This window comes from Kitasatospora sp. NPDC004723 (genome assembly GCF_040609255.1).
GTDB lineage: Bacteria > Actinomycetota > Actinomycetes > Streptomycetales > Streptomycetaceae > Kitasatospora.
The window spans coordinates 60,825-87,442 of the sequence record NZ_JBEXJT010000001.1; the positions used below are offsets into that span (position 1 = coordinate 60,825).

At 73.5% G+C, this 26,618-nt stretch carries 27 protein-coding genes and 1 riboswitch; of the genes, 17 read left to right on the forward strand and 10 right to left on the reverse strand.

From position 1 onward, the window contains the following. Positions 1-74 precede the first annotated feature (74 nt). A complete protein-coding gene (gene folE / locus ABZW10_RS00320) occupies positions 75-680 on the forward strand; it encodes a GTP cyclohydrolase I FolE (RefSeq protein ID WP_030309924.1) in 606 nt (201 codons plus the stop codon). Positions 681-733: 53 nt separating this feature from the next. Here the strand turns inward: folE and ABZW10_RS00325 are convergent, their stop codons facing one another. Together ABZW10_RS00325 and ABZW10_RS00330 are read right to left on the reverse strand one after the other, a co-directional pair. After that, entirely contained in the window at positions 734-1,540 is an 807-nt protein-coding gene (locus tag ABZW10_RS00325) for a ferritin-like domain-containing protein (RefSeq protein WP_355357479.1), read from the reverse strand. 151 nt (positions 1,541-1,691) lie between these two features. After that, positions 1,692-2,846 carry an alpha/beta hydrolase-fold protein gene (locus ABZW10_RS00330; RefSeq protein ID WP_355357482.1) on the reverse strand — a complete coding sequence of 385 codons (1,155 nt, stop codon included), beginning with the start codon at positions 2,844-2,846 and terminating at the stop codon, positions 1,692-1,694. Positions 2,847-3,223: 377 nt separating this feature from the next. On the opposite strand from ABZW10_RS00330, the gene ABZW10_RS00335 reads away from it, so the two are divergent. The 7 genes from ABZW10_RS00335 to ABZW10_RS00365 all read left to right on the forward strand — a co-directional run bounded on the left by ABZW10_RS00335 (position 3,224) and on the right by ABZW10_RS00365 (position 9,858). Next, on the forward strand, positions 3,224-5,059 hold the full coding sequence (locus tag ABZW10_RS00335) for a phosphatidylglycerol lysyltransferase domain-containing protein (protein ID WP_355357485.1): 1,836 nt from the start codon (positions 3,224-3,226) through the stop codon (positions 5,057-5,059). A gap of 104 nt (positions 5,060-5,163) precedes the next feature. Continuing rightward, positions 5,164-6,081 (forward strand): dihydropteroate synthase, encoded by a 918-nt coding sequence (gene folP, locus ABZW10_RS00340; RefSeq protein WP_355357488.1) that lies wholly within the window; start codon positions 5,164-5,166, stop codon positions 6,079-6,081. After that, positions 6,071-6,571, forward strand: coding sequence for a nuclear transport factor 2 family protein (locus ABZW10_RS00345; RefSeq protein WP_355357491.1), 501 nt, complete (start codon positions 6,071-6,073; stop codon positions 6,569-6,571). Before folP ends, ABZW10_RS00345 begins: the two co-directional genes overlap by 11 nt. 258 nt (positions 6,572-6,829) lie before the next feature. Beyond that, on the forward strand, positions 6,830-7,189 hold the full coding sequence (gene folB, locus ABZW10_RS00350) for a dihydroneopterin aldolase (RefSeq protein WP_350570091.1): 360 nt from the start codon (positions 6,830-6,832) through the stop codon (positions 7,187-7,189). Between the two features lie 58 nt (positions 7,190-7,247). Continuing rightward, entirely contained in the window at positions 7,248-7,847 is a 600-nt protein-coding gene (folK, locus tag ABZW10_RS00355; RefSeq protein WP_355357494.1) for a 2-amino-4-hydroxy-6-hydroxymethyldihydropteridine diphosphokinase, read from the forward strand. A 158-nt stretch (positions 7,848-8,005) separates the two neighbouring features. After that, on the forward strand, positions 8,006-8,500 hold the full coding sequence (locus ABZW10_RS00360) for a DUF3180 domain-containing protein (protein WP_355357497.1): 495 nt from the start codon (positions 8,006-8,008) through the stop codon (positions 8,498-8,500). Positions 8,501-8,622: 122 nt separating this feature from the next. Continuing rightward, complete coding sequence (locus tag ABZW10_RS00365; RefSeq protein ID WP_355357500.1) at positions 8,623-9,858, forward strand: hypothetical protein; 1,236 nt, start codon at positions 8,623-8,625, stop codon at positions 9,856-9,858. A 180-nt stretch (positions 9,859-10,038) separates the two neighbouring features. On the opposite strand, the gene ABZW10_RS00370 is transcribed toward ABZW10_RS00365, so the two are convergent. Together ABZW10_RS00370 and ABZW10_RS00375 are read right to left on the reverse strand one after the other, a co-directional pair. Next, entirely contained in the window at positions 10,039-10,614 is a 576-nt protein-coding gene (locus ABZW10_RS00370; RefSeq protein ID WP_355357503.1) for a TerD family protein, read from the reverse strand. 115 nt (positions 10,615-10,729) lie between these two features. Further along, positions 10,730-11,218: a hypothetical protein gene (locus ABZW10_RS00375; RefSeq protein WP_355357506.1), complete on the reverse strand. Its 489-nt coding sequence runs from the start codon at positions 11,216-11,218 to the stop codon at positions 10,730-10,732. A 76-nt stretch (positions 11,219-11,294) separates the two neighbouring features. Here ABZW10_RS00375 and arfB point away from each other — a divergent pair, with 76 nt between their 5' ends. Beyond that, a complete protein-coding gene (gene arfB / locus ABZW10_RS00380) occupies positions 11,295-11,729 on the forward strand; it encodes an alternative ribosome rescue aminoacyl-tRNA hydrolase ArfB (protein WP_355357509.1) in 435 nt (144 codons plus the stop codon). 29 nt (positions 11,730-11,758) lie between these two features. On the opposite strand, the gene ABZW10_RS00385 is transcribed toward arfB, so the two are convergent. Beyond that, a complete protein-coding gene (locus ABZW10_RS00385) occupies positions 11,759-12,286 on the reverse strand; it encodes a flavin reductase family protein (RefSeq protein WP_355357512.1) in 528 nt (175 codons plus the stop codon). Positions 12,287-12,682: 396 nt separating this feature from the next. Between ABZW10_RS00385 and ABZW10_RS00390 the strand changes: the two genes are divergently transcribed. Together ABZW10_RS00390 and ABZW10_RS00395 are read left to right on the forward strand one after the other, a co-directional pair. Continuing rightward, positions 12,683-14,530 (forward strand): diguanylate cyclase, encoded by a 1,848-nt coding sequence (locus tag ABZW10_RS00390; protein ID WP_355357515.1) that lies wholly within the window; start codon positions 12,683-12,685, stop codon positions 14,528-14,530. A 165-nt stretch (positions 14,531-14,695) separates the two neighbouring features. Further along, positions 14,696-15,694 carry a hypothetical protein gene (locus tag ABZW10_RS00395; RefSeq protein ID WP_355357518.1) on the forward strand — a complete coding sequence of 333 codons (999 nt, stop codon included), beginning with the start codon at positions 14,696-14,698 and terminating at the stop codon, positions 15,692-15,694. Positions 15,695-15,767: 73 nt separating this feature from the next. Here the strand turns inward: ABZW10_RS00395 and nagA are convergent, their stop codons facing one another. Beyond that, entirely contained in the window at positions 15,768-16,940 is a 1,173-nt protein-coding gene (gene nagA, locus ABZW10_RS00400) for an N-acetylglucosamine-6-phosphate deacetylase (protein ID WP_355357521.1), read from the reverse strand. Continuing rightward, a complete protein-coding gene (locus ABZW10_RS00405; RefSeq protein ID WP_355357524.1) occupies positions 16,937-17,884 on the reverse strand; it encodes an ROK family protein in 948 nt (315 codons plus the stop codon). The genes nagA and ABZW10_RS00405 overlap by 4 nt, the downstream gene beginning before the upstream one ends. 350 nt (positions 17,885-18,234) lie before the next feature. Between ABZW10_RS00405 and ABZW10_RS00410 the strand changes: the two genes are divergently transcribed. Then, a complete protein-coding gene (locus ABZW10_RS00410) occupies positions 18,235-19,527 on the forward strand; it encodes an extracellular solute-binding protein (protein ID WP_355357527.1) in 1,293 nt (430 codons plus the stop codon). A gap of 34 nt (positions 19,528-19,561) precedes the next feature. Here ABZW10_RS00410 and ABZW10_RS00415 read toward each other — a convergent pair whose 3' ends face one another. Then, complete coding sequence (locus ABZW10_RS00415) at positions 19,562-19,912, reverse strand: cupin domain-containing protein (protein ID WP_355357530.1); 351 nt, start codon at positions 19,910-19,912, stop codon at positions 19,562-19,564. 103 nt (positions 19,913-20,015) lie between these two features. Here ABZW10_RS00415 and ABZW10_RS00420 point away from each other — a divergent pair, with 103 nt between their 5' ends. Further along, positions 20,016-20,282, forward strand: a complete 267-nt coding sequence (locus tag ABZW10_RS00420) for a DUF3263 domain-containing protein (protein WP_355357533.1) — start codon at positions 20,016-20,018, stop codon at positions 20,280-20,282. A gap of 81 nt (positions 20,283-20,363) precedes the next feature. After that, complete coding sequence (otsB, locus tag ABZW10_RS00425; RefSeq protein ID WP_355357536.1) at positions 20,364-21,215, forward strand: trehalose-phosphatase; 852 nt, start codon at positions 20,364-20,366, stop codon at positions 21,213-21,215. On the opposite strand, the gene ABZW10_RS00430 is transcribed toward otsB, so the two are convergent. Next, positions 21,199-22,668 (reverse strand): trehalose-6-phosphate synthase, encoded by a 1,470-nt coding sequence (locus ABZW10_RS00430; RefSeq protein WP_355357539.1) that lies wholly within the window; start codon positions 22,666-22,668, stop codon positions 21,199-21,201. The genes otsB and ABZW10_RS00430 overlap by 17 nt on opposite strands. A 38-nt stretch (positions 22,669-22,706) precedes the next feature. Next, entirely contained in the window at positions 22,707-23,714 is a 1,008-nt protein-coding gene (locus ABZW10_RS00435) for a glucosyl-3-phosphoglycerate synthase (RefSeq protein ID WP_355357542.1), read from the reverse strand. A 174-nt stretch (positions 23,715-23,888) separates the two neighbouring features. Next, positions 23,889-24,020: riboswitch (SAM riboswitch) on the forward strand. Positions 24,021-24,036: 16 nt separating this feature from the next. Between ABZW10_RS00435 and thrC the strand changes: the two genes are divergently transcribed. From thrC to ABZW10_RS00450, 3 genes are all read left to right on the forward strand, one after another. Continuing rightward, complete coding sequence (gene thrC, locus ABZW10_RS00440; RefSeq protein ID WP_355357546.1) at positions 24,037-25,317, forward strand: threonine synthase; 1,281 nt, start codon at positions 24,037-24,039, stop codon at positions 25,315-25,317. An 82-nt stretch (positions 25,318-25,399) separates the two neighbouring features. Next, positions 25,400-25,675, forward strand: coding sequence for a MoaD/ThiS family protein (locus ABZW10_RS00445; RefSeq protein ID WP_355357549.1), 276 nt, complete (start codon positions 25,400-25,402; stop codon positions 25,673-25,675). A gap of 595 nt (positions 25,676-26,270) precedes the next feature. Continuing rightward, positions 26,271-26,474, forward strand: a complete 204-nt coding sequence (locus ABZW10_RS00450) for a cold-shock protein (protein ID WP_030289665.1) — start codon at positions 26,271-26,273, stop codon at positions 26,472-26,474. Positions 26,475-26,618: the final 144 nt, after the last annotated feature.

A 26,618-nucleotide genomic window follows, 5' to 3' on the forward strand; every position in this document is an offset into this window, starting at 1 on the left:
CCGGGGTTTGTACCCTGGAGGCGCGGCATCCGTGCTGTTCAACCCTTGTTCGTCAACCAGTTAGCGAGGCCCGCATGATCGACCCGGTGACGCTCGACGGTCCGCCCGCCGTCGGCACCTTCGACCAGAAGCGGGCCGAGAACGCCATTCGCGAGCTGCTGCTGGCCGTCGGCGAGGACCCGGACCGCGAGGGCCTGCTGGAGACGCCGGCCCGGGTGGCCCGGGCGTACAAGGAGATATTCGCGGGACTCTGGCAGGAGCCCGAGGACGTCCTGACCACCACCTTCGACCTCGGCCACGACGAGATGGTGCTGGTCAAGGACATCGAGCTGACCTCGGTCTGCGAGCACCACCTGGTGCCGTTCCGGGGTGTCGCGCACGTCGGGTACATCCCGTCCACCAGCGGCAAGATCACCGGCCTGTCCAAGCTGGCCCGGCTGGTCGACGTGTACGCCCGCCGGCCGCAGGTGCAGGAGCGGCTCACCAGTCAGGTCGCCGACGCCCTGATGCGGATCCTGGAGCCGCGCGGGGCGATCGTCGTGGTCGAGTGCGAGCACATGTGCATGTCGATGCGCGGCATCCGCAAGCCCGGCGCCAAGACCATCACCTCCTGCGTGCGCGGACAGCTGCGCGACCCGGCCACCCGGGCCGAGGCGATGAGCCTCATCATCGGTCGCTGACCGGGGCGCGGCGTCCCCGCGGGCGCCGCGCTGGCCGGACGGGCGCGGGCCGGTCAGATCGGCTCGGGCTCGGGCTCGGGCTCCGGTTCGGCGTGCGGCGGGGCCGGGGTGCCCAGCGCGTTGCGGCGCGCGGGCATCCGCAGCCGCACCATCCGCCGCCAGCCGTACAGCAGGTCGTACAGGTAGAGCGCGCGCACGCCGGCCGTGACCACGGTCAGCTGCCAGCGCGGCCAGCCGAGGATCCGCGCCATCCGGGACGTCACCGCGAGGCCGACGTCCCGGTGGGTGCGGATCTCGCCGCGGGCGCTGGTCTCCAGCACGTGGCGGATGTACGGTCCGTGCCCCTCGGCGGTCAGCCGCAGCAGCTCCTCGTGGCAGTAGGCGAGGTGGTTGTCCTCGTCGGCCGAGATCATCCGCATCGCCCGGCCGAGGTCGGGGTTGTCCCCGTACGCCTTGACGAGCTGGCGCATCTGCTCGGCCGCGCGCTGCTCGGTGACCCGGCTGTGCGCCAGGTAGGTGATGATCTCGCGGTCGGTCAGCGGGACCGCGCTGGTCAGCCGCTCGTGGGCGAGGCCGACGCCCTGGCGCTCCAGCAGCATGCAGTAGTCGGTGTCGGCGGGCACACCGACCCTCGGCAGGCCGCGCTTGTGCAGCAACTGGGTGAAGATCCGGCCGTGCTTGCGCTCGTCGGCGCCGTGCCGGGCGATCTTCGGTGCGAGCACCGGGTCGCGGGTGAGTTCGGTGATCCGTTCGTTCTCCCACCCGCCCTGGTCCTCGCCGCCGGCGGCGATGCTGCAGAACAGCTGGTAGGCCTCGTCGTTCCGGTAGATCTCGTCGAAGAGCGATCGGGTGCTGAGCATGGGGCCTCCTGCCCGGATCGGGGGCGGCCCCGGCCGTCGTTCGGCCGGGGCGGTCGAGATACGTCCCCCGCGGTGGCCGGCACCGCGCCCGACCGGCCGGTAATCACCCGCCCAGCGGCGCCAGGGGTCGGCGGAGGGGCCGGCCGAGGGGTCAGCCGAGGTGGCGGCCCATCCACTCCAGCGCGGCGGGCAGCTCGCGCACCCAGCTCTCGAAGTTGTGGCCGCCGTCGTCCAGGTACATCGACTCCGCCTGGAACTGCGGGTTGGCGGCGGCGACCTGCTGGGCCAGCTCGACGAACTGGACGGTCTGCGGGTAGTCGGACTCCTTGCGGGTGGAGACCACCAGCATCGACAGCGGCGGGGCGGGCAGGTTCTGCAGCCGCCAGGCGAGGTCGCTCTGCTCGGCCAGCGTCCGGTCCCCGCCGAACAGGCTGCCGCCGGTGAACTGGTCCTCGTTGACCTTGAAGTCGGCGTGCAGCCCGCCCGCGCTGCCGAAGACGGTCGGGAAGCGCATCGCCAGCCGCAGCGCGCAGCTGCCTCCGGTCGAGTAGCCGAAGACGCCCCAGGAGGCCGGGGAGCGGCCGATCCGGTAGGCGGAGCGCAGCGCCTCGGGGACGTCCTTGGTGAACCAGGTCTCGGTGCGCGGCCCGCCGACGACGTCCACGCACTCGGTGTCGCGCGGCGGGGCGAGGGTCGGGCGGGCCAGCACCACGATGGCCGGCTGCATCTTCCCGGAGCGCTGGAGCTCCACCGCGGTCTGGATGACCGGCAGGTCCTTCATCAGGTTGAGCGTGGTGCCGGGGTAGCCGGCGATGGTCAGCAGCACCGGGAAGCGGGTCAGGCCGAGCTTCGGGTCGAAGTACTCCGGCGGCAGGTAGACGAACATCTGGTCGGACAGTCCGGTCTCCTTTCCGGTGATCCGGACCGACTCGACCTTCCCCACCTCTTCGGGTGCCCCCTTGGGCAGGTCCCCGATGCTCTGCATGCCGCTGTCGTCGGTCGGCTCCAGCAGGGCGTCTCCGGCCGGGACGCCGTTGCGGTGGTTCTCGTTGCTGGTGAGGGCGAGCTTGGTGCCGCCGGGGTTGAGCAGGTCGTCCCAGGAGGTGTAGAACCCGAAGGAATTGTTGACGCTGAGCGCCAGCACCGCCAGCACCGAGGCCTGAGTGACGGTCAGCAGTCCCACCCGGCCGAGCATCGGCAGCGGTCGCTGCCGCGCCAGTCTGGGCCAGACCCAGAGGGTGGTCACGAGCGCCGCCGAACCCAGGGCAAGCAGCGAGTTCATCAGCGCGTCGCTGGTCAGTTCCATACCGTCGGCCTTCCGGTGGGACACTGTCGGTGCAGGCTTCATCGTCTGGCGGTGCGTCAGTCCCGGCCACCGCGGCTAGGCTGTCCGGACGCCGGGCGGGGCCCGGGAGGCCGACGGTGCGCGCACGCAACCGACGCCCTAAAATGCGGCGTCCACCGTACGTAGGACGTACGCGGGGGCCCGTCGCGCCACGCGGTGAGGGGCCCCGGCGCCCACCCCTCGGCTCAATTCGCAGCGCCCCCAGGGTGCCGGTTTACCCTTCGTTTCCGGTTCCTTGGTGTGCGTATTGCCTGATGAAGGAAAAGGCATGAAGGTCCATCACGGCTCCCACCCCGGAGTGACCGGACACCCCTCCACAGCCCCTACGCTGAACCTCCATGAGCGTTCCCGTGTCCGTTGAGCCGAGCCCCGAGCAGCCCCCGCGTCGTCGCGGTCTGCAGACGCTTCGCACCCAGGCGGCCGCCGTTCCGAGGGCCTGGCTCCCCGGTGCGGTCGGTTACACCTGTCTGCTGATCGGTCTGGTGGACATCGCCAGCGCGGTGTTCCCCAGGCTCCGGCACACCAAGGTGCACACCTTCGCCGGGCAGCTGCCCGGTGGCACCACCACGCTGGCCGCCGCCGGCACCCTGATGATCGGCCTGCTGCTGGTACTGCTCGCGCACGCGCTGCGCCGGCGCAAGCGGCGCGCCTGGCGCGCGGTGTGCGTGCTGCTGCCGATCGGCGCGGCGCTGCACCTGCTGCGCTGGCACCAGCTCGGCCCGGCGGTCATCTCGATGGTGCTGTTCGCGGTCATGCTGATCCACCGGCGCGAGTTCTACGCCAAGGCCGACCCGCGCACCCGCTGGCGCGCCGTGGTCAACCTGGTCGTGCTGGGCACCGTCAGCGTCCTGCTCGGCCTGCTGGTCGTCAGTACCCGGACCAAGTACGAGGTCGGCGACCCGGGCCTCTACCAGCGGCTGGAGCACGTGGTCTACGGGCTGTTCGGCTTCGAGGGCCCGGTGCACTACAACGCGGACCGGATCGAGGACCTGGTCGGCTACCTGCTCGGCGCGATGGGTCTGTTCACCGCCCTCACCACCACCTACCTGGCGCTGCGGCCGGAGAAGCCCAAGCCGGAGCTGACCGCCGAGGACGAGGAGAAGGTCCGGGCGCTGCTGCAGCGGCACGGCGAGCGGGACTCGCTCGGCTACTTCGCGCTGCGCCGGGACAAGAGCGTGCTGTTCTCGCCCACCGGCAAGGCCGCGATCTCCTACCGGGTGGTCTCCGGCGTCATGCTCGCCTCGGGCGACCCGGTCGGCGACGTCGAGGCCTGGCCCGGTGCGATCAAGGTGTTCATGGCCGAGGCCCGCGAGCACGCCTGGGTGCCGGCCGTGATGGGTTGCAGCGAGGTCGGCGGCGAGGTCTGGACCCGCGAGGCGGGGCTGGACGCGCTGGAGCTGGGCGACGAGGCGATCGTCGACACCGCGACCTTCTCGCTCGCCGGGCGGGCCATGCGCAACGTCCGCCAGATGGTCAAGCGGATCGAGCGCAACGGCTACTCCTGCCAGGTCCGCCGTGTCGCCGAGCTGCCCCTGGAGGAGAAGCAGCGGATCGCCGACGCCGCGGCCCGCTGGCGCGGCACCGACACCGAGCGCGGCTTCTCGATGGCGCTCGGCCGCTTCGGCGACCCGGGCGACGACGACTGCGTGGTGGTCACCGCCCACAAGGCGCCCGAGGAGGGCGAGACCGGTGACGACCTCAAGGCCGTGCTGCACTTCGTGCCCTGGGGCGAGGACGGCATCTCGCTGGAGCTGATGCGCCGTGACCGGGCGGCCGATCCGGGCCTGAACGAGCTGCTGATCGTCGCCGCGCTGCAGGCCGTGCCGGCGATGGGCGTGCGCCGGGTGTCGCTGAACTTCGCGATGTTCCGCTCGGCGCTGGCCCGCGGCGAGCGGATCGGCGCCGGACCGGTGCTGCGCGCCTGGCGCGGGCTGCTGGTGTTCCTGTCGCGCTGGTTCCAGATCGAGTCGCTGTACAAGTTCAACGCGAAGTTCCAGCCGGAGTGGGAGCCCCGGTTCCTGGTCTTCCCGAACAACCGCGACCTGCCCCGGATCGGCTTCGCGGCGATGCAGGCGGAGGCCTTCATCACGCTGGGCATGCCCCGCTTCGGGCGCAAGCCGCAGCGCAAGGGGCTGCCGGACGGCCCCAGGCCGGAGGTCACCGAGGCCGCCTGAGCCGTGCGGCAGCGGTGCCGGCCCCCGTCGAGGACGCTCCTCGGCGGGGGCCGGCCGCCTTCCGGGGGGTGGGCGCCGGGTGGCCGGAGGCGGCGGGTCAGATAATGGGGGTTATGAGCGATTCGGTGCCCTTCCCGCCACCGCCCGGACTGCCGCGGCTCGACCGCTGCGCCGTCATGGGCGTGGTCAACGTGACCCCGGACTCCTTCTCCGACGGCGGGCTGTGGCACGACCCCGCCAAGGCGATCGCGCACGGGCTCGCGCTGCGCGCCCGGGGCGCCGACCTGGTCGACGTCGGCGGCGAGTCCACCCGCCCCGGCTCGCAGCGCGTCCCCGAGGAGGAGGAGCTGCGCCGGGTCGTGCCGGTGGTGCGGGAGCTGGCCGCCGCCGGGGTGGCGGTCTCCGTCGACACCATGCGGGCCTCGGTGGCCGAGCAGGCCGTCGAGGCCGGCGCGCTGATCGTCAACGACGTCTCCGGCGGCCTGGCCGACCCGGCGATGGCCCGGGTGGTGGCCGGGACCGGCGCGCCGTTCGTGGTGATGCACTGGCGCGGGCAGTCCGCCGACATGGACCGGCTGGCCGTCTACGACGACGTGGTGACCGACGTGGTCGGCGAGCTGACCGCCCGGGTCGACGCCCTGCTCGCCGCCGGAGTCAAGGAGGAGCAGCTGATCCTGGACCCGGGACTCGGCTTCGCCAAGACCTCCGAGCACAACTGGGCCCTGCTCGGCCGGCTCGACGCGCTCACCGCGCTCGGCCGGCCCGTCCTGGTCGCCGCATCGCGCAAGCGGTTCCTGGGTACGCTGCTCGCCGACCCGGAAACCGGGGAACTGCGCCCGGCCCGGGAGCGCGACCACGCGACCGCCGCGGTGTCGGTGCTGTCGGCACAGGCCGGTGCCTGGGCGGTGCGGGTGCACGACGTGGCCGGCACGGCGGACGCCGTCCGGGTGGTCGCGGCCTGGCAGCGCGCGGCCCGGCAGGGACGAGCGCTTGGCGAAGGACGGGAGGGTCATGGCGGGTGACGGCAGGTTGAGCGGGGAGACGGCGGGCCGACGGGCCGGCGGGGAGGACCGGGAAGCGGTCCTGGCCGCCAACCGGGCGCTCTACGAGGCGCTGGAGACCGGCGACCTCGCGGCGGTCGAGGACGCCTGGCTGGGCGCCGGCGAGGCGGACGACAAGGGGGGCGTGGTCTGCGTCCACCCGGGGTGGCCGGTGCTGCGCGGACGGGCCCAGGTGACCCGCTCGTACATGCTGATCATGGCGAACACCGAGTACATCCAGTTCATCCTCACCGACGAGGAAGCGGAGGTGCACGGCGATGTGGCCCTTGTCACGTGCACCGAGAACATCCTTTCCGGCGGCGAGGCCGAACAGGAGGGCGAGCTCGGGCCACTGGTCGGGGGAAAGGTCGTGTCCACCAATCTCTTCCGGCGCACCCCGGGCGGGTGGAAACTCTGGTCGCACCACGGTTCACCCGTTCTGACCAGCGCCGACGAGGACGACGAGGACTGATTCCGGGCCGCGGCGGGGAATCACGGGAAAACGTCGCCGGGCGGTGACCGGGGAATTCCCGACAAGTCACCGAACGTTCACGTCAATCGCCATTCCGGTGCGCGTGGCGACGGTTCGTGCCGGGTAGGACGGTCGGGTGTTGTCGGCGCGCGCGGGTAGATTCGAAAAGGTCAGCGGCGGGCGCGACGCCCGTCTCCGCCCTGCCCGTCGCTCTTGCCCGGGACGGGGCCCGTCCGACTTGGAGCAGTGATTCGTTTGCTGGACCGCGTCACCCTGCGGGGCCTGCGCGCCCGCGGTCACCACGGCGTATTCGAGCGCGAGCGGGCCGAAGGCCAGACCTTCGTGGTGGACCTGGTGCTGTACCTGGACACCCGCCCCGCCGCCGCCGACGACGACCTGACCCGTACGGCGCACTACGGCATCGTGGCCGAGGAGGTCACCGCGATCATCGCCGGCGAGCCGGTGGAGCTGATCGAGACCCTGGCCCAGCGGATCGCGGACCAGTGCCTGAAGCACGAGCCGGTGGAGGAGGTCGAGGTGACCGTGCACAAGCCGGACGCCCCGATCACCGTGCCGTTCGACGACGTGACCGTGACCATCCACCGGACCCGCGGATGACCCGCCCGGTCCGTCCGGTGCCCGCCGTAGGGCCCGTCTCAGCCATAGGGGAAGTCCGATGACCACAAGTGACCCGAACGCCGCGCCGAGCGCCTTCGACCTGGAGCAGCGGGTGGACTCGGTCGACACGACCCTGCACAGCCAGCGCTGCGCCGTGGTCGCCCTCGGCTCCAACCTCGGCAACCGCCTGGACACCCTGCAGGGGGCCGTGGACGCCCTCGCGGACACGCCCGGGCTGAAGGTCAAGGCCGTCTCCGCGGTGTACGAGACGGAGGCCGTGGGCGGCCCCGCCGAGCAGCCCGCCTACTACAACGCGGTGGTCGTGCTGCGCACCTCGCTGCCGCCGCAGGACCTGCTGGAGCGCGGCAACGCGATCGAGGACGCCTTCGGCCGGGTCCGCACCGTGCACTGGGGCCCGCGCACCCTGGACGTCGACATCCTGGCCTACGAGGGCGTCGTCAGCGAGGACCCGCAGCTGCTGCTGCCGCACCCGCGCTCGCACGAGCGGGCCTTCGTGCTCGCCCCGTGGCTGGACGCCCAGCCGGACGCCGAGGTGCCCGGGCACGGGCCGGTGGCCGAGCTGCTGGCGGCGCTCGGCGGCCCGGACGCCCAGGGCGTCCGGCGGCGCGAGGACATCCGGCTGACGCTGCCCGAGTAGGCCATGCGTCCGGGGCGGTCCGTGCAGGCCGGGGAACTCCTGCCGGGCCGCCGGGCGTAGACCCAGGGGCACGCCCCGGTCCGGGACCCGTTGGGCCGGGGCCCGGTACGGTGGCCTGACGCCGTCGTACCCGCCGCCCGGGAAAGGACCTCGTCCGAGTGAAGCTGCTTCGCCTCCGTCTGCTGATCGGCATCACCGCCGCCACGACGGCGCTGTCCTGGGCCGGCGCCAAGCTGTGGGCCGCCCTGGACACGCTGCCCGCGGTACCGGGCGCGGCGCCGGTGGTGCTGGCCGCGGTGGCGGTGATCCTGCTCGCGACCGCGCTCTCGCTGCGCTCGCGGCTCAAGGCGGTGCGTGAGCGGCAGCCCGGGGCGAAGCGGGTGGACCCGCTGGGCGCGGCCCGGGCGCTGGTGCTCGGGCAGGCCAGCGCGCTGGTCTCGGCGGTGGTCACCGGGGTCTACGCGGGCGCCGGGATCTACCTGCTGGGCGAGCTGGACGTGCCGGCCCGCAAGGACCAGGCGATCACCGCCGGCCTCGCGGTGCTGGCCGGCGCGGCTGTGATCGCGGCGGCGCTCTGGCTGCAGCACATCTGCCGGCTGCCGGAGAACCATGACGACCCGGGCGGCCCCGGTCCGGCTCCCACCCACCGCTGACCAGCGCATTTCCGGTGATCTTGAGTGATTTTCCGGATGCGTCCGGTAAAGCCGGTGCGCTGTCAAGGGCCGAACCGGACCCTGGGCTGACACGGCCCCAATTCGCACGCTAGTTTCGTGGCATGTCTCGCGGACGCCACCGTCATTCCTCCGTCCTCGGCCGGGTCCTTCCCCCCACCGCCGCCGGCGTGCTCATCGTCGCCGCGTTGGGGGCGCTGCTTTTCAGTCAGGACACCGTGCTGGTCCGTTCGGTGGGCGCGGCCGCGGTGCTCGCCACGCTCGGCTTCGCCGTGCTGCTGCGGCAGCGTGACCGGGCCGCGCGGGCGGCGGCCGAGGTCTCCGTCGCCCAGCGGCTGCGGGCCGACGAGCGGTTCGAGGAGCAGCTCGCCGAGGCCGAGTACGCGGCCGAGGTGGCCGAGGAGCGGGCGACCAGGTTCGGGCGCCGGCTGACCGCGGAGAAGTCCCGGCTGGCGAAGGCCGAGACGGAGATCGCCCGGCTGCTCAAGGAGCGCGCCGTGATGGTCGCCGAGCAGGCGCTCAAGGAGGCCGAGGCGGCCCAGCGGGCGCTCGCCGCGAGCCGGCCCAGGCACCCGGCCAGTCCGGCCGCGTACGTCCGCGCCGCGGCCGTGCTGCGGCAGCTGGAGCGGCGGGCGGCGCAGCAGGAGGCCCAGCGCGAGCAGGAGGCCCGGCGGGCGGCGGAGCGCGCGGCGGGTGCGGAGGTCGCGCTGCGCGCGCGGACGGCGCCCGCGACGACGTCCGCTCCGGCGCCCCAGCGGGTCGCTCCGGCGGTTCCGGCCCCGGTCGTTCCCTCGGTGCCCGCTCCCGGCACGGCGCCGTCCGCGGTCGCTCCGGCTGCTCCGGCCGCTCCCGCCGACCCCGCGGCGTCGGTCCGGCCGGCGCTGACGGCGACCGTCGGACAGCTCGGCGGTGCGCCCGCCGCGCCGCCGGTGCGGGCGGCCGAGCGGCAGCGTCCGCGCCCGGCGGCCTCGGCGGCCCCGCGCCCGCAGGGCTTCAGCTTCTTCGGCCGCGGCGCCGGCGCCGGCGCGGCGGTCCGCGCGGCTGCCCCGGCGCCGGCCGTGCGCAGCGTCGCGGAGCTCGGCGAGCGGGCGGACCTGGCGGACGTGGTCGGCGACGAGGCGCTCGCGGCCCAGGCGCAGGAGCAGGCCGAGCAGGCTCGGGTCCGGGCCGACGAGCGGGCCCCGGAGCAGTCGCAGGCGCCCGTGCCGGCCGCGACGGGCCCGGAGGCGGAGACCCGGGTGCTGCCGAAGGTCGAGGAGGACGCCCCCGAGGTGGTCGACCTGACCCCGCACGACGAGACCGAGCAGATCGAGGTGCCGGAGCTGCGCGCCTCGCGCTGAGGCGGGCGGTCGGCGGCCGGCGGACGACGAGCGGCGCGGGGTGGACGGAGGAACCGTCCGCCCCGCGCCGCTTCCGCGTTCAGGCCGGCTCGGGGCCCGGAGCAAGGCCCCGGGAACGGCACGGCGCCCGCCCCGCCGGGTGGCGGAACGGGCGCCGCAACGGCACGCGGTGCCGGAAGGTCAGATCTGGACGCCGAAGTCCTGGGCGATGCCGGCCAGGCCGGAGGCGTAGCCCTGGCCGACGGCGCGGAACTTCCACTCGGCGCCGTTGCGGTAGAGCTCGCCGAAGATCATGGCGGTCTCGGTCGCGGCGTCCTCGGAGAGGTCGTAGCGGGCGATCTCGGCGCCGCCGGCGGAGTTCACCACGCGGATGTAGGCGTTGCGGACCTGGCCGAAGTTCTGCGACCGGGCGACGGCGTCGTAGATCGAGACCGGGAAGGTGATCCGGGCGGCCTCGGCCGGCAGCCCGGCCAGGTTGACGTTGATCGCCTCGTCGTCGCCGGCGCCCTCGCCGGTGCGGTTGTCACCGGTGTGGACGACGGTGCTGTCCGGCGTGCTGGTGTTGTTGAAGAAGACGAAGTGGCTGTTGGACAGCACCTTGCCGTCCGCGTTCAGCACGATCGCGCTGGCGTCCAGGTCGAACTCGGCACCGGTCGTGGTGCGGACGTCCCAGCCGAGGCCGACGGTGACCGCGGTCAGGCCGGGGGCCTCCTTGGTCAGCGAGACGTTGCCACCCTTGGAGAGGCTCACTGGCATGATGTGTGCTGTCCCTTCGCTTTGCTTGTTGCCGGGGATAACGCGGGAACCGCCGGCATTGGTTCCGCACGGCCGGGTCTTTTGAGCCGTCGGCACGGCTTCGGGTATTCCCGCGTCAGATCCGCCGGAACCGGCCCTGGAGTTCCCAGATCGCCGGATTGTCGGCGAGGTCGGGGTGCATGTCGAAGAGGTCGGCGAGGGTGTCCTGGAGGAAATCCCGGGCCTCCCGGCGCAGGTCGCCGTGGCGCACCACCGCAGGCGGCTCGTCGGGCAGCCAGGTCGCGGTGATCTCGACCCAGTTGAAGCGGCGGGCGAACCGCAGCAACTCGGTGTTCTGGGTGAAGTCGAGATCGGCGGTCTGCACCCGGGCCGCGCGGCCGCCGGCCGGGTCGCGGTCGAGTTCCTCGACGATGTCGCACAGCGCCCAGGCGAAGTCCAGCACCGGGACCCATCCCCAGGCTGTGGACAGGTCGGCGCCCTCGGCGTCGAGGAAGACGTCGCCGCAGAACAGGTCGTACCGCAGTTCGCGCACGCCCGCGGTCCGGTAGTCGGTCTGCGGGGGGTCGGGGAAGCGGTTGGAGAGGGAGTAGCCGAGCTCGATCACACTGGCCATTGTCGGGGCTGCGGACCCGGCCGGATAACAGGGTGACCGGCACGGCCCGGCGCGGGATGATGGACCCATGCCCGAGCCCATCCGCGTACGGGGATCGGTGGTCGTCCCCGACGCCGAGCTCGTCTGGCGCTTCTCGCGTTCCTCCGGCCCCGGCGGCCAGCACGTCAACACCTCCGACACCCAGGTCGAGCTCCGCTACGACCTGGCGGCCTCCACCGCGCTGCCCGAGGTGTGGAAGCAGCGTGCCCTGGAGCGGCTGGCGGGCCGGCTGGCGGACGGGCGGGTGCTGGTGGTCCGGGCCTCGGAGCACCGCTCGCAGTGGCGCAACCGGGAGATCGCCGCGGCCCGGCTGGCTTCGCTGCTCGGCGAGGCGACCGCGCCGCCGCCGAAGGCGCGCCGGGCGACCAAGCCCAGCCGGGGCATGGTCGAGCGGCGGCTCTCCAACAAGCGGCACCGCTCCGAGCTGAAGCAGGGGCGGCGCTCCCCGCGCGGCGAGGGGTAGGCCCTTGCCGTGCGGCCGGGCGGGCCGGTTCAGCCCAGGGTGCGGTAGCCGCCGCGGAAGTACAGCAGCGGACGGCCGCCCGGGTCGGGCACCGTCGCCTCCAGGACGCGGCCGAGCAGCAGGGTGTGGTCACCAGCGGCTATCCGCTGCTCGGTGCGGCACTCCACGGTGGCGAGCGCGCCGTCGATCAGCGGGGCCCCGCTGTACGGGCCCCGGTGGTGCGGGGCGTCGGCGAACAGCAGCCGGTCGCTGAGCCGGCCCTTCATCGCGAACCGCGAGCCGAGCGCCTTCTGGTTCTCCGACAACAGGGAGACGGCCCAGGTGTCGGTGCGGGAGAGCACCTCGTCCATCCGGGAGTCCTCCCGGACGGAGATCAGGACCAGCGGCGGTTCCAGCGACACCGAGAGGAAGGACGTGGCGGTCATGCCGACGTCCTCTCCGTCGTCCGGGTCGTGGACGGTCACCAGGCTCACACCGGCGGCGAGCTGGGAGAGCGCCGCCCGGAACTCGTCGGGGGTCGCTTGGGAGGCAGCTTCGGGCTGCGGGGACGGGTACACGTACCGCACGGTAGCCCGCGACCGGGGGAAACGACATCGGGCCCTGGTCGTAGGACCAGCGGCGCAGCGGCGTTCAGCCCGCCGGGGCGGCGGAAAGGTTACGGTTCGCGTCCGCTCTCACTCCCAGGAGTGAAGGGGAGGGCCTGCCCGGCGGTCGGTCGGCTACAGCACGGGGCCATTGCGGCCGACCACGGGAAATGTTCCGATGGGCTGTTATGTCCCGGTACGGGGCGGATGAACTGATTAAGGGCGCATTAGTCTTGTGTGATTTAAGTCACAAGTGCTGACCTATTGCTGACCGAGCGTGCCGAACGCTGTGCTCCCTGTGATTCAGTTCTTCTGGCAATCGGACGATAACTAATCAAGACCTATCCGAAGCAGCCGGGGAGCCCCCGCATGGAAGCCGAGTCGGAGCCGTACGTCCGTCTCGCGACCCTCCGCACCTTGCACCGGGTCGTGGCGGACCTCAACGCTGCCCGCAGCCTGGCGGGCACGCTGCAGGCCGTGGTCGAGGGCGCGGTGCACGGACTCGGTTTCGACGCCGCCGCGGTCAGCCTGGTGCGGCCGGACGGCGACCTCGTGGTGGCGGCCGTGTGGGAGCTGGAGGAGAGCACCATGGGCGGCCCGTCCGTCCTGCTCGGCCAGGTCGGCTCCCGCGAGTCCTGGGACCGGCTGCTCGGCGTCAGCGACCACTGGGGCACCCTGCGCTTCCTCCCCTACGACCGCGGCTGGGCGGTCGCCAGCGACATACCGCGCTGGATCGGGGACGGTCCGATGCCCGTCTACGCCAACGACTGGCACCCCGCCGACGGCCTGCTCGCCCCGATGTACAGCGCCGGCGGCGACCTGCTCGGCGTCCTCTCGGTGGACCGCCCGCGCAGCGGCAAGCGACCCGGCGCCTGGACCCGCGAGGCCCTGGAGATGTTCTCCCTGCAGGCCTCCATCGCCATCGGCAACGCCCGGCTACGCGCGGAGATGCAACGCGCGCTGGCCCGCCTGGAGAAGGAGCAGCAGGCGCTGCGGGCCAGTGAGGAGAGCTTCCGCCAGGCCTTCGAGTACGCCCCCAGCGGGATGGCCATCACCGAACTGCACGGCGCCGGGCGGGGCCAGCTGACCCGGGTCAACGACGCGCTCTGTCGTCTGCTCGGCCGCCCCCGGGCGGTGCTGCGCCAGCAGAGCTTCGTCGACCTCGTCCACCCGGACGACCGGGCGCTGCTGGAGCGCACCAGCGCCGAGAGCGGCCGGGCGGAACTGCGGCTCTCCCGCCGGGACGGCGGCTACCAGTGGGTGTGCCTGCGCAACTCGATCGTGGCCGACGCCGCCGAGGGCCCGAGCTTCCTGCTCACCCACGTCGAGGACATCGAGGACCGCAAGCGGCACGAGCTCCAGCTCGCCCACCGGGCCAGCCACGACGCGCTCACCGGCCTGCCGAACGGCGCCGAGCTCAAGGCCAGACTGGGGCGCCGGCTCTGCGGGCAGCCGCAGTCGGCCGTCGCCGCCGGGCACCAGGACGGAGCCGGCGCGAACAACCACCCGGAGACCGGCCGTCCGGTCGGCGCCGGGGTGCCGGACGACGGCTTCGCCGGGTACCCGGAGAGCCTGTTCGGCGAGTCCTACCGCCCGGCCGGCGGCTACGACGGCCCGGAACCGGCGTACGGTCACGGCCTGCCGGAGGGGTACCCGGTGCCCGCCGCCGACGGTGCGCCGGCCGGGGCGAACGGCTACGGCGAGCACGTGCACGCGGTGGTCCCGGCCGACCACGGCCCCGGCGGCGAGGTGCGGACGGGCCCGTTCCGTTCGAGCGCCGCGGCCGCCGTCGAGAAGGGGCTCGCGGTGCTCTTCTGCGACCTCGACGGCTTCAAGTCGATCAACGACCGGTTCGGCCACAACGCCGGTGACGCCGTCCTGGTCGAGGTCGCCCGCCGGCTCAGCTCGGCCGTGCGCGACGGTGACACGGTGGCCCGGCTCGGCGGCGACGAGTTCGTGGTGCTCGCCGACGGCATCGGCCGCGACGAGGCGAAGGACCTCGCCCACCGGCTGCGCAACGCGATCATCCCGCCGATGCGGATCGACGGCCGGGGGATGCGGGTCGGTGTGAGCCTGGGTGTCGGCTGGGCCGGCTGCGGGATGAGCATCGAGGAGGTCCTGCACACCGCGGACGAGCGGATGTACGACGAGAAGCGGGCCCGCGGCGGCGCGGTGCGCGGGGCGCGCGGCGAGCGGTCGCACCGGCGGGCGGGCTGACGCGCCGCCGGGGGCGCGTGCGGGGGCCGTCGGGCCGTGGCTACTCGCCGGTTGTCAAGGGGTCTTTTCGGGGCGTCCGCCGCGGCAGGTAGGGTTCCGGGGTACGAGCGACCACGACCAGCGCCGACGGCACGGCAGCCCGGCGGCGCGACCGCGATGGGGGAGTTGACCACCGTGACCACCGCCGGCAGCAGCGGAGCGCCCCAGGGCCCGGAGGACGGCGCCCCGCAGGACGACGATCCGTTCGGCTACCTCTACCGTCCGGCCGACGGCGGCTCCGGTCAGCAGACCGAGCCGCAGCAGGGCGTGCCGCGCACGCCCTACAGTCGCCCGATGGAGGTCGGCCGCGCCCAGTACGGCCAGCCGCAGTACGGCCAGCCCCCGCGACCGCAGCAGCCCTACCCGCCGCAGCCGGGCTACCCGCAGGCCCAGCCGCCGCAGCCGTACCCGCCGCAGGGCGACTTCGGCGCCGCCCCGACCCAGCAGACCCGGTACGCCGAGCACTCCCGCCCGCAGCCGGGCGAGGAGCGGCCGGCGAGCAGCGGCCGCAGCAAGGGCGCGGTGATCGGCGCGGTCGCGGTCGTCGCGGCCATCGCGATCGGCGCGGGCATCGCCCTGTCCGGGGACCCGGACGACAAGAGCACGGACGCCAAGGGCGGCACCGGTACGACGAGCGCCCCGGCCGTTCCGGGCGGCCCCACCGGTACCGCGAGCCCGACCGGCACCGCGTCGGCGACCCCCTCGGCGACCGCCTCGGCCGGTCCGGGCACCGTGGACGCGAGCCAGCTGCAGGGCCAGAACGCGCCGTCCGGCAACACCGTCAAGGGCACCAGGTCGGCCGACGGCAGCTATCTGACGCTCAACCCGGGCGGCACGATCACCTGGACCGGCGACGTGCCGGCGGCCGGCACCTTCAAGTTCACCGTGCACTTCAACAATCCGGGCGCCGACACCAAGGCGATCGCGGCGGTGAACGGCAAGGACTGGCCTGGCGGCCTGTCGCTCAAGAACTACTCGCCGGGCAAGGACCCGGCCTCGTCCTGGTACACCAGCTACATAACCCCGCCGCTGCAGGCGGGCAGCAACACGATCGTGCTCTCGCTGCCGGCGGGCAGCGGCGCGATCCTGGTGGACCAGGTGACGCTGGAGGCCACCGCCGGCTAGGCCTCGGACGCGCGACGGCCGCCCGTTCCCCGAGGGGAGCGGGCGGCCGTGTCGTCCGCGGGCGCGGGTGCGGTCAGACGGCCGCGATCGGGGCGAACCGGTCGCCGCCGGTGATCCACTCGCCGCGGCGCATCACGGCGACCAGGTCGTAGGTCGCGGAGTCGACGACGGCGAGGTCGGCGAGCTTGCCGGGCTCCAGGCTGCCGACCTGGTCGGCGAGGCCGAGCAGCCGGGCCGGAACGGTGGAGAGCGACTCGACGGCCTGGTCGAGGCCGAGGCCGTTGACCGTCACCGAGCGCTTGAACGCCACGTCCAGGGTGAGCGTCGAGCCGGCGATCGCGCCGCCCTCGACCAGCCGGGCGACGCCGTTCTCGACCTCGACCTGGAGCGGGCCGAGCGGGTAGAGGCCGTCGCCCATGCCGGCCGCGCCCATGGCGTCGGTGATCAGGGCGACCCGGGCGGCGCCCGCGGTGCCGTAGGCGAGGTCGAGCACGGACGGGTGCAGGTGGACGCCGTCGTTGATCAGCTCGACGGTGACCCGCTCGTCCTCCAGCAGCGCCACGATCGGGCCGGGCGCGCGGTGGGCGATGCCGGGCATGGCGTTGAAGAGGTGGGTGGCGACGGTGGCGCCGGCCTCGATGGCCTCCAGCGTCTTGGCGTAGTCCGAGTCGGTGTGGCCGACGGCGGCGATCACGCCGAGGTCGGCGAGCATCCGCACGGAGTCGAGGCCGCCGGGGAGCTCGGGCGCCAGGGTGACCATCTTGGCGTGGCCGCGGGCGGCGTCGACCAGCTTGCGCACCAGCGCCGGGTCGGGGTCGCGCAGCAGGTCGGGGCGGTGGGCGCCGCAGCGGTTGTGCGAGATGAACGGGCCCTCGAAGTGGATGCCGGCGAGGACGCCGTCCTCGACGAGCTCGGAGAGCACGGCCGCCTGGCGGGTCAGGTCGTCGATCTCGCCGGTGACGGTGGAGGCGACCGTGGTGGTGGTGCCGTGCTCCAGGTGGGTGCGGGCGACCTTGAGGGCCTCCTCGGCGATGCCGGAGGCGTAGGACGCGCCGCCGCCGCCGTGCACGTGCAGGTCCACGAAGCCGGGGACGACGGTGTACCCGGTGAGGTCGAGGTCGCCGGGCGTGGCGGAGCCCCCGAGACCGGCGATCCGGTCGCCCTCGACGGCGAGGCGGTCGCCCTCGACGACGCCTCCGGGCAGGACCAGCCGGGCGCCGGCCAGTGCGAGTCGGTCCGCGGTCACGCGGTCACCTCCATGGAGAGCAGATCCCAGGCGAGCAGGCCCGCGCCCAGTGACGCGGCGGTGTCTTTGAGCATGGCCGGAACGACCTCGGGGGGCATCTGGAAGGTCAGCCGCTCGGTGACCGCCGCCCGCAGCGGGGTGAAGAGGGTGTCCCCGGCCTCGGCCAGCCCGCCGCCGACGATGACCCGGGACGGGTCGAGCAGGCTCTGGGCGAGCACGATGCCGTCGGCCAGGGCCTCCACCGCGCCCTGCCAGACCGCGACCGCGCGCGGGTCCCCGGCGTCCACCGCGACGGCGCAGGATGCCGCGTCGGCGTCGGGGTCGCCCACGGCCTCGGCCCAGGCACGGGAGACGGCGGAGGCGGAGGCGAGGGTCTCCAGGCAGCCGCGGGCGCCGCAGCCGCACTGCGGGCCGCCGGGGCGGACCACCACGTGGCCGATCTCGCCGCCGTAGCCGTGGGCGCCGGCCTCGATCCGGCCGTCGATGCCGATGGCGCCGGCGATGCCGGTGCCGAGCGCGATGAACAGGAAGCGCCCGACGCCCCGGCCGCCGCCGAGCCGGCCCTCGGCGAGGCCGCCGGAGCGCACGTCATGGCCCAGGGCGACCGGCATCGCGCCGCCGTCCGGGCCGGCCAGGCGCTCACCCAGCAGCTTGCGCAGCGGCAGGTCGCGCCAGCCGAGGTTGGCGGAGAAGACCGCGATGCCGTGCTTCTCGTCGATCGTCCCCGGGACGGCGACACCCGCCGCGAGGGGCGCGACGCCGAAACGGCTGCGGCCTTCGTCCGCCAGATCGGCGGCGAAGTCGAGGATGGCGGTGACCACGGCGTCCGTGCCGTGCTCCCGCCCGGTCGGGCGTCGTGCTTCGAACAGCACGGAGCCGTCCTGGGCGAGCAGCGCGGCTTTCATGCCGGTGCCCCCCACATCGAGTGCGATGACGTGCTTCACGGAGGACAGTTTCCCTTGACCAGGTCTAAGAGGTCTAGTCCAGTTGTCGGATTGGTCTGGTCCAAAGGGGTGAGCTTTGTCGCAGAAGCGTGTGGTGTGCGGCACTATGCGCGAGCTCCTCGACGGACCCCCGGGCGGGGGTGGGGGCGGGTTTGGCAGGTCGGACCGGGGATTTCGTTGCGCGGTGCGCAACGACTCCCGCACTTCGATAACTACCCGGCGTCCGGGTGTCGGAGGTGTGGACCACCGCGCGCCCGGTTTGGCACCCTTGCGGCCTTCCCCCGGCCGGATCCCCTTCCCCCGATCCGGTCCGTTCCACCCCAGGATCCCCCTCGAAGGCGGTACCCGCGTTGGACAGGCGCGCCCAGGTCCCCCCGGTCCCCACCCGGTTGTTCGGCGTCGCGTCGGCCGGCGCCCTGGCCGGAGCACTGGTGCTCACCGGCTGCGGCGGCCAGGGCGACGGCCCCGTCACCCTCAGGCTGGTCGCGGCCGACTACGGCGAGAGCGCGGACACCGGCTCCAAGCTGTACTGGGACGACCTCGCCCGCCGCTTCGAGGCCGCCAACCCGGGCATCAAGGTGGACGTCGAGGTGGCGAGCTGGACCGACATCGGCAAGCGGGTCGACGACCTGGTGAAGAGCGGCAGGTCGCCCGACCTGCTGCAGACCGGCGCCTTCGCCGACCAGGCCGCCGCCGACCGGCTGTACCCCGCCGCGGACGTGCTCTCGCTGGAGACCCAGGCCCGGATCATGGAGTCGTTCTCGCACGCGGGACAGGTGCTCGGCACCCAGTACGGCATCCCGTTCGTCTCCTCCTCCCGGGTGCTCTTCTACAACAAGGCGATCTTCCAGAAGGCCGGCATCACCCAGCCGCCGACCACCTGGAACGAACTCAGGCAGGCCGCCGAGAAGATCAAGGCCAAGGTCCCGGGCGTGGTCCCGTACGGACTGCCGCTCGGGCCGGAGGAGGCGCCGGCCGAGTCGATGCTCTGGACGCTGAGCGGCGGCGGCAGCCTCTCCGACGACGTCGGCAACTACACCATCGACAGTCCCCAGAACCAGGCCACCTTCGGCTGGCTCAAGGCCAACCTGGTCACCACCGGTCTGACCTACCCCGAGCCCGGCAAGGTGAACCGCACCCCGGTGTTCAGCGACTTCGCCTCCGGCAAGGTGGCGATGCTCAACGGGCACCCGACGCTGCTGCGGATGGCCACCAACGGCAGGATCGACTTCGGGACGGCGCCGATCCCGAAGAAGGACGGCCTGGCGAAGACCGGCAGCCTCGGCGTGGCCGACTGGATGATGGCCTTCAAGGCCAACGGGCACAAGAACGAGATCCGCCGGTTCCTCTCCTTCGTCTACACCAAGGAGAACCAGCTCAAGTTCGACGAGACCTACAACCTGCTGCCGGTCACCCAGGACGCCTTCGACGCGATGACCAAGGACCCGAAGCACGAGGACCTCAAGCAGTTCGCCGTCGGCCTGGGCAACGCGAGCTTCTATCCGTTCGGCGACCCGGCCTGGGCGGAGGTCTCCAACCGGATCAAGGCCGGCATCGGGGCGGCGGCGACCGGTGACGCCAAGCCGGTGCTGGAGGACCTCCAGCAGGCGGCGCTCAAGGAGGCGGCCCGGATCCGCAAGTGAACCCGGGCCGGGCGGCGGGGCGGCGGTACGGGCCTCAGTAGGTGATCGTGTAGACCTTGCGCAGCGTCTCGTGCACGGTCCAGGTGGTGCGGTCGCCCGCCCGCAGCACCCCGCAGACGCCCGGGCCGAGCTCCAGCACCGGGCCGCCGTCGACCACGACGGTGGCCCGGCCGCTCAGCACCACGAACACCTCGTCCGCCTCGACGTCGGTCGCCGTGCCCGGCGTGATCTGCCAGATGCCGGTCTCCCCGGTGGCGGATCCGGTGAGCACCAGACCGGACACCTCGGGGGCGCCGGAGACGATCTGGGCCGGGTCGAGCGGGTCGGGCACGAGTTCCGCGCTCGGGACGTGCAGGGCGAAGGAGGAGGCCGGGGTGCTGGTCATGGGGGCGACGCTAGCCGCCGGGCCCGGGCGGCGCAGGACGCAGAGTGTGTCGGGTCCGCAGGGGAGAATGACAGTCCGTAGTGATGGACGGAGGTGGGCCGGGATGGACGCGGACGACGAGGCGGCACGGGAACCGGCCGCGCCCGGCGCCCTGGACGAGCGGGACCGGGCCGTGCTGGAGCTGGAGGGCCGCTCCTGGCGGACGGCCGGCGCCAAGGAGCGTGCCGTACGGGAGGAGCTGGGGCTCTCCAGCACCCGGTACTACCAGCTGCTGAACGCGCTGCTGGACCGGCCGGCGGCGCTGGCGCACGCCCCGGTCCTGGTCAACCGGCTGCGCCGGGTGCGGGACGCCCGCCGGGCGGCCCGGTAGGCACGGGCACGGCGGGAACGGCGCGCGGGGCCGCACCGGGCCGACGGGTGACCCCCGCCCGGGGTGGGTACGGTGCCAGGCATGGGCCTTGCCGACATGACGCGACCGCTGACGGATGCCGGGCGCGAGGGGCTGGCGGCGCTGCTCGCCGCGCCCCGCGACGCCGTGATCGCCCTCGACTTCGACGGCACGCTCGCCCCGATCGTGCCCGACCCGAGCCGGGCCCGGGCGCACCCGGGCGTGGCCCCCGCGCTGCGCGCGCTGGCGCCGCGCGTCGGCACGGTCGCGGTGGTGACCGGCCGCCCGGCCGCCCTGGCGGTGGAGTACGGCGGGCTCGCCGGGCTCGGCGGGGTGGTGGTGCTCGGGCACTACGGCGCGGAGCGCTGGGAGGACGGGCGGCTGACCGCGCCGCCGCCGCACCCGGGCGTGGCCGCGGTGCGCGAGCGGCTGCCGGAGGTGCTGGCGGAGCTCGGCGCGCCGGACGGCACCTGGGTGGAGGACAAGGGCCGCTCGGTGGCGGTGCACACCCGGCGCACCGCCGAACCGACCGCCGCGTTCGAACTGCTGCGCGGCCCGATGGACGCGCTGGCGGGCGAGCACGGACTGGTGGTGGAACCGGGCCGGCTGGTGCTGGAGCTGCGGCCGCCGGGGGTGGACAAGGGCGCGGCGCTGACCGGGCTGCTGCGCGAGCGCGGTGCCCGCTCGGTGCTCTACGCGGGCGACGACCTCGGCGACGTCCCGGCCTTCGCGGCGGTGGAGGAGCTGCGCGGGAAGGGTCTGGCCGGCGTGCTGGTGTGCAGCGGCGCGGTGGGCGGGTCGCCGGACGCCCCGGTGCGTGAACTCGCCGACCGGGCGGACCTGGTGGTCCCGGGCCCGGCCGGCGTGGTGGAACTGCTCGGGGCGCTCGGGGAGGAGCTCAGCGCAGGGCGTTGAGCTGGTCCAGGAACCACTGCTGGGGCGGCAGCGCCGTCGCCGCGGCGGCCAGCCGCTTGGTGCGGTCGGCGCGCTCCCCGGCGGGCATGGTGAGCCCGGTGTGCAGCGCCTCGGCGGTGGCCACGATGTCGTACGGGTTGACGCTCAGCGCGTCCTCGCCGAGTTCGGCGTGCGCGCCGGCCTCCCGGGACAGCACCAGTGCGCAGCCCCGGTCGGAGACCACCGGGACCTCCTTGGCGACCAGGTTCATGCCGTCCCGGATCGGGTTGACCAGGGCCACGTCGGCCAGCCGGTAGGCGGCCAGCGAGCGCGGGAAGTCGTCGTCGACGTGCAGGATCAGCGGCTTCCAGTCGGGCGTGGCGAACTCCGCGTCGATCTCGGCGGCGAGCGCGCGCACCCGGTCGGTGTAGGCCCGGTACTCGGCGAGGTCGGTGCGGGACGGGTAGGCGAAGGCGATGTGCACCACCCGGCCGTGCCACTCGGGGCGGGTGCGCAGCAGGTGCCGGTAGGCCAGGAAGCCGCGGACGATGTTCTTGCTCAGCTCGGTGCGGTCGACCCGGACGACGGTGCGGCGCTCGCCGACGGCGGCGCGCAGGGCGGCGAGCCGCTCGTCGACGTCCGGGCGGTGGGCGCGCTCGCGCAGGAAGTCGGCGTCGGCGCCGAGGCCGTGCACGCCGAGGGCGGTGGTGCGGCCGGCGTGGGTGACGGTGAGCGCCTCGCGGTCGACCGTCGCGCCGAGGAAGCGCTCGCAGCAGTCGGCGAAGGCGAGTGCCCAGCGGCGGGTGAGGAAGCCCGCCCGGTCGGCGCCGAGGATGCCGGTGAGGACGGCCTCGGCGATGTCGTCGGGCAGCAGCCGCAGGTACTCGGGCGGCGCCCAGGGGGTGTGCGAGAAGTGGCCGATCCGCAGGTCGGGGCGGGCGGCGCGGAGCAGCGCCGGGACGAGCGAGAGGTGGTAGTCCTGCACCAGGACGGCGGCGCCGGGGGCGGCCTCGGCGGCGAGCGCCTCGGCGAAGGCGGTGTTGTAGGCGGTGTAGGACTGCCACTCGGTGCGGAAGCCGGCGTCGAAGGCGGGGGCGGTCGGGGTGTCCCAGAGCAGGTGGTGGACGAACCACAGGGTCGAGTTGGCGATGCCGTTGTAGGCCTGGGCGAAGGTCCGCGGGTCTATGTCGAGCATCCGGACGGCCTGCCCGCCGACGTCGTGGCCGGCCCGGTCGAGGCGGCCGTCCGGGGCCTCCCGGGCGGCCCGGCGGTCGGCGTCGGAGAGGGCGGCGCAGACCCAGACGGCGTCGGGGTCGTCGATCGCGGAGAGCCCGGAGACCAGGCCTCCGCCGCCTCTGCGGAGCGTCAGCGTGCCGTCGTCCGCGGTGCCGAAGGACACCGGCCCCCGGTTGGACGCCACCAGGACGGGGGCGGCGCCGGTCGGATTCGAACGCTCGGTCGTGTCAGGGCCCATGGTTGGTTGGTTGCCGGGGGTCCGGGGCGGCAAACCCCTCAGCGCCGGGTGGCGTACTCGGGGACGGTGTGCATCGGCGGGCGTTCGGTGGCGGTGACCGGGTGGGTGTGGGCGGTGAAGGCGCGGGTGCGCGGGTCGCGGGTGAACTGGGTGAGCCGGGGGTGGAGCAGGTCGGCGGAGGCCTTGAGCCGGTGGGTGCGGTCGAGCCGTTCCAGTGCGGTGCGGTAGATGGTGGCGGCCATCCGGCCGAGCGCCTGGCCGTCCTGGTGCCGGTGGTGGCGCACGCCGACGTCCACCTGGGCGAGCGCGTCCAGGCCGGCCGTCTCCAGCGCGTCGACCAGCAGGCCGAGTTCGACTCCGTAGCCGGTGGGGAAGGGCAGCCGTTCGAGCAGCGAGCGCCGGGCGGCGTACTCGCCGCCGAGCGGCTGGACGAAACCGGCGAGTTCCGGCCAGTGCAGGTTGAGCAGCGGGCGGGCGACCAGCTCGGTGACCCGGCCGCCGCCGGCCGGTACGACCGCGCCGTCGGTCTCCAGCGGCCGGTCGTACATCGCCTTGACCAGCTGGATGTCCGGTTCGGTGAGCAGCGGGCCGATGATGCCGGAGACCAGGGCGGGGTCGAATTCGCGCAGGTCGGCGTCCACGAAGCAGACGATCTCGCCGCGGGTGACCAGCAGCGAGCGCCAGAGCACCTCGCCCTTGCCGGGGGCGGCGGGTATCCGGGGCAGGATCGCGTCGCGGTGGACGACGGTGGCGCCGGCCTCGGCGGCGACCGCGGCGGTGGCGTCGGCGGAGCCGGAGTCGACCACCACCAGCTCGTCGACCAGCGGCAGCCGCTCCATCAGCTCGCGGCGGATGACCCGGACGATCTCGCCGACGGTGGCCTCCTCGTCCAGGGCGGGCAGCACCACGCTGACCGTGCCGGCCGGGCCGAGCGCGCGCTTGGCCGCCGGCAGCGTGTGCACCGGGCGGTCGGCCGCGCTCCACGAGCGCCGGCGCAGCCAGGACGCCGTCTCGGGGAGGAGCTCGGGGGTCGGTTCGGCGGGCACGGTGCGCTCCTCGGCGGGGTCGGGTACGGGGGTCGGGTACGGGGCCCGGTGGGACGGGGCATCTCGCGTGGCGGACGGTGCCGTTCGGGGTTGACGCCTTCGGATACAGTCTTCGTACAGCGGTCGGACCTTCGCACGCCGGGGTCACCGCTGAGCAGGACCACAACTTCACAGAGCTCATCCAGAGGGACTGAGGGAACGGCCCGTTGACGTCCCGGCAACCTTCTCGCACGGTCGGCTTCGAGCCCCGGCGGGACAGGTGCCAATTCCGGCCCGGGCGCGACCGCGTCACGGGGAAGATGAGGAGAGAGGCCTCGCCACCATGGCTATCGACACCGCCGTACCCGTCACCGTTGACCTCGGCCCCGCCGCCCAGCTGTCCTGTCGGGAGTGCGGCACCAAGTTCCCGCTCGGTCCCAGCTTCGCGTGCCTGGAGTGCTTCGGCCCGCTGGAGATCGCCTACGACTTCGGCAGCGAGGGCGCCGAGGAGCTGCGCAAGCGGATCGAGGCCGGTCCCGCGTCGATCTGGCGCTACGCGCCGCTGCTGCCGGTGCCCGCGGACGTCGCGAGCAAGCCGAACCTGAACCCGGGCTGGACCCCGCTGGTGAAGGCCGACAACCTGGGCCGCGAGCTCGGCTTCACCGCCCAGCTGCACGTCAAGGACGACTCCGGCAACCCGACCCACTCCTTCAAGGACCGCGTGGTGGCCTGCGCGATCGAGGCGGCCCGCGCGTTCGGCTACACCACGCTCTCCTGCTCCTCGACCGGCAACCTGGCCGGCGCGGTGGGCGCGGCGGCGGCCCGGGCGGGCTTCCGGTCCTGCGTGTTCATCCCGCACGACCTGGAGCAGGGCAAGGTCGTGATGGCCGGGGTGTACGGCGGCGAGCTGGTCGGCATCGAGGGCAACTACGACGACGTGAACCGGTTCTGCTCGGAGCTGATCGGCGACCCGGCCGGTGAGGGCTGGGGCTTCGTCAACGTCAACCTGCGGCCGTACTACGGCGAGGGCTCCAAGACGCTCGCCTACGAGATCTGCGAGCAGCTCGGCTGGCGGCTGCCGGAGCAGATCGTGATCCCGATCGCCTCGGGCTCGCAGCTCACCAAGATCGACAAGGGCCTGCAGGAGCTGATCAAGCTCGGTCTGGTCGAGGACCGGCCGTACCGGATCTTCGGCGCCCAGGCGGCGGGCTGCTCGCCGGTCTCGGCCGCGTTCAAGGCCGGCCAGGACGTGATCCGGCCGGTCAAGCCGGACACCATCGCCAAGTCGCTGGCGATCGGCAACCCGGCCGACGGCCCGTACGTGCTGGACATCGCCCGGCGCACCGGCGGCGCGGTGGAGGACGTGACGGACGAGGAGGTCGTGGCCGCGATCCGGCTGCTGGCCCGCACCGAGGGCATCTTCGCGGAGACCGCGGGCGGCGTGACGGTCGGCGTGCTCAAGAAGCTGGTCGAGACCGGGCAGCTGGACCCGTCGAAGGAGACCGTCGCGATCAACACCGGCGACGGCCTGAAGACCCTCGACGCCGTCTCCGAGGCCGGGATGACCGCTGTGATCCGGCCGAACCTGGAGTCCTTCCGGGACGCCGGCCTGGCGACCGCCTGACCCTCGCGCCCCGCACGTCCCACCCGTCCCGCCCCCAGCCCCGCCCCGGCCCCGCCCGCGCGCCCGCAACGAGGAGACCCCCATGAGCGCCAACGTCCGCATCCCGACCATCCTGCGCACCTACACCGGCGGCGCCAGCGAGGTGCCCGCCGAGGGCGGCACGCTGGGCGAGGTCATCGCCGACCTGGAGAAGAACCACGCCGGGATCGCCGCGCGCATCCTGGACGACACCGGCAAGCTGCGCCGCTTCGTCAACGTCTACGTGAACGACGACGACGTGCGCTTCGCCGAGGGCCTGGCGACGGAGATCAAGGACGGCGCGAACGTCTCGATCATCCCGGCGGTCGCCGGCGGCTGATCCCGCGCGTGCCCGTTCCCTCCGGGACGGGCGCACCGCCTCCGGCTGTCCGCGGCACGGAATTCCGTGCCGCGGACAGCCGCGCTTATTTTGGCGGGAATATTTTCGGTGCCGGGCGGAGTAAAGTGTCGCTCGACCGGGAACAGAGGCCGCCCTTCCGCTCATCCGGGCTCATCCGGGAACGAATCCACCGCACCGCCACCGCCGCCGACGTCCGCCCAGTGGGACCGGGGCCGGGGCCCGCGGCTCGGGAAACATGTCAGGCCGGTGTCAGAATTCTGACCGGGATTTCTGGTAATACGTCCGCTATGTCCGGCGGGAAATGCGGCTTTCCTGGTGTTTATGTCCGTCCTGTCCCCCGTGGTGCCGGGTGAATTCCCCGACATTGGGCCTGTTGCAGAGGGCGTCGATCCGGATACATTCAGCCGCGGTCGACGCAATCGCCCGTTCGCCGGATGCCGTTCGGCGACATCGGGTGGATCGCGGCGTGCACGGCCGCGCCCAGGGGGGGTTCCCCGGGCCGGCAGCCAACCAGACCCGCGCCCGCAGACCTGCGGGGGCGTGAAGGGCCAGCACAGCACTAGGGGAGTTCGGAATGGCTCAGGGCACCGTCAAGTGGTTCAACGCGGAGAAGGGCTACGGCTTCATCGCGGTCGACGGTGGTGCGGACGTCTTCGTCCACTACAGCGCGATCCAGATGGACGGCTACCGCACCCTTGAGGAGGGCCAGCGGGTCGAGTTCGAGATCTCTCAGGGGCAGAAGGGCCCGCAGGCGGACATGGTCCGCGCGGCGGTCTGACCTTTCCGACACCCAGGAGTTCGGCTCGGCCCATCGGCTGGTGCACCTCTTGCTTCACGGCGGGGCCCGGGGACCCCGGGCGCACGGGGCCCCCCGAGTTTGCGCCCGGGAGCGCGGAAGGGCGTGTGGGTGGGACACACCCCC

What these genes read in the sequence shown, in the direction of transcription:
- folE (WP_030309924.1), top strand. Translation starts at nt 75, where the DNA reads ATGATCGACCCGGTGACGCTCGACGGTCCGCCCGCCGTCGGCACCTTC.
- ABZW10_RS00325 (WP_355357479.1), bottom strand. Translation starts at nt 1,540, where the DNA reads ATGCTCAGCACCCGATCGCTCTTCGACGAGATCTACCGGAACGACGAG.
- ABZW10_RS00330 (WP_355357482.1), bottom strand. Translation starts at nt 2,846, where the DNA reads ATGGAACTGACCAGCGACGCGCTGATGAACTCGCTGCTTGCCCTGGGT.
- ABZW10_RS00335 (WP_355357485.1), top strand. Translation starts at nt 3,224, where the DNA reads ATGAGCGTTCCCGTGTCCGTTGAGCCGAGCCCCGAGCAGCCCCCGCGT.
- folP (WP_355357488.1), top strand. Translation starts at nt 5,164, where the DNA reads ATGGGGGTTATGAGCGATTCGGTGCCCTTCCCGCCACCGCCCGGACTG.
- ABZW10_RS00345 (WP_355357491.1), top strand. Translation starts at nt 6,071, where the DNA reads ATGGCGGGTGACGGCAGGTTGAGCGGGGAGACGGCGGGCCGACGGGCC.
- folK (WP_355357494.1), top strand. Translation starts at nt 7,248, where the DNA reads ATGACCACAAGTGACCCGAACGCCGCGCCGAGCGCCTTCGACCTGGAG.
- ABZW10_RS00365 (WP_355357500.1), top strand. Translation starts at nt 8,623, where the DNA reads ATGTCTCGCGGACGCCACCGTCATTCCTCCGTCCTCGGCCGGGTCCTT.
- ABZW10_RS00370 (WP_355357503.1), bottom strand. Translation starts at nt 10,614, where the DNA reads ATGCCAGTGAGCCTCTCCAAGGGTGGCAACGTCTCGCTGACCAAGGAG.
- arfB (WP_355357509.1), top strand. Translation starts at nt 11,295, where the DNA reads ATGCCCGAGCCCATCCGCGTACGGGGATCGGTGGTCGTCCCCGACGCC.
- ABZW10_RS00390 (WP_355357515.1), top strand. Translation starts at nt 12,683, where the DNA reads ATGGAAGCCGAGTCGGAGCCGTACGTCCGTCTCGCGACCCTCCGCACC.
- ABZW10_RS00415 (WP_355357530.1), bottom strand. Translation starts at nt 19,912, where the DNA reads ATGACCAGCACCCCGGCCTCCTCCTTCGCCCTGCACGTCCCGAGCGCG.
- ABZW10_RS00420 (WP_355357533.1), top strand. Translation starts at nt 20,016, where the DNA reads ATGGACGCGGACGACGAGGCGGCACGGGAACCGGCCGCGCCCGGCGCC.
- otsB (WP_355357536.1), top strand. Translation starts at nt 20,364, where the DNA reads ATGGGCCTTGCCGACATGACGCGACCGCTGACGGATGCCGGGCGCGAG.
- ABZW10_RS00430 (WP_355357539.1), bottom strand. Translation starts at nt 22,668, where the DNA reads ATGGGCCCTGACACGACCGAGCGTTCGAATCCGACCGGCGCCGCCCCC.
- thrC (WP_355357546.1), top strand. Translation starts at nt 24,037, where the DNA reads ATGGCTATCGACACCGCCGTACCCGTCACCGTTGACCTCGGCCCCGCC.
- ABZW10_RS00445 (WP_355357549.1), top strand. Translation starts at nt 25,400, where the DNA reads ATGAGCGCCAACGTCCGCATCCCGACCATCCTGCGCACCTACACCGGC.
- ABZW10_RS00450 (WP_030289665.1), top strand. Translation starts at nt 26,271, where the DNA reads ATGGCTCAGGGCACCGTCAAGTGGTTCAACGCGGAGAAGGGCTACGGC.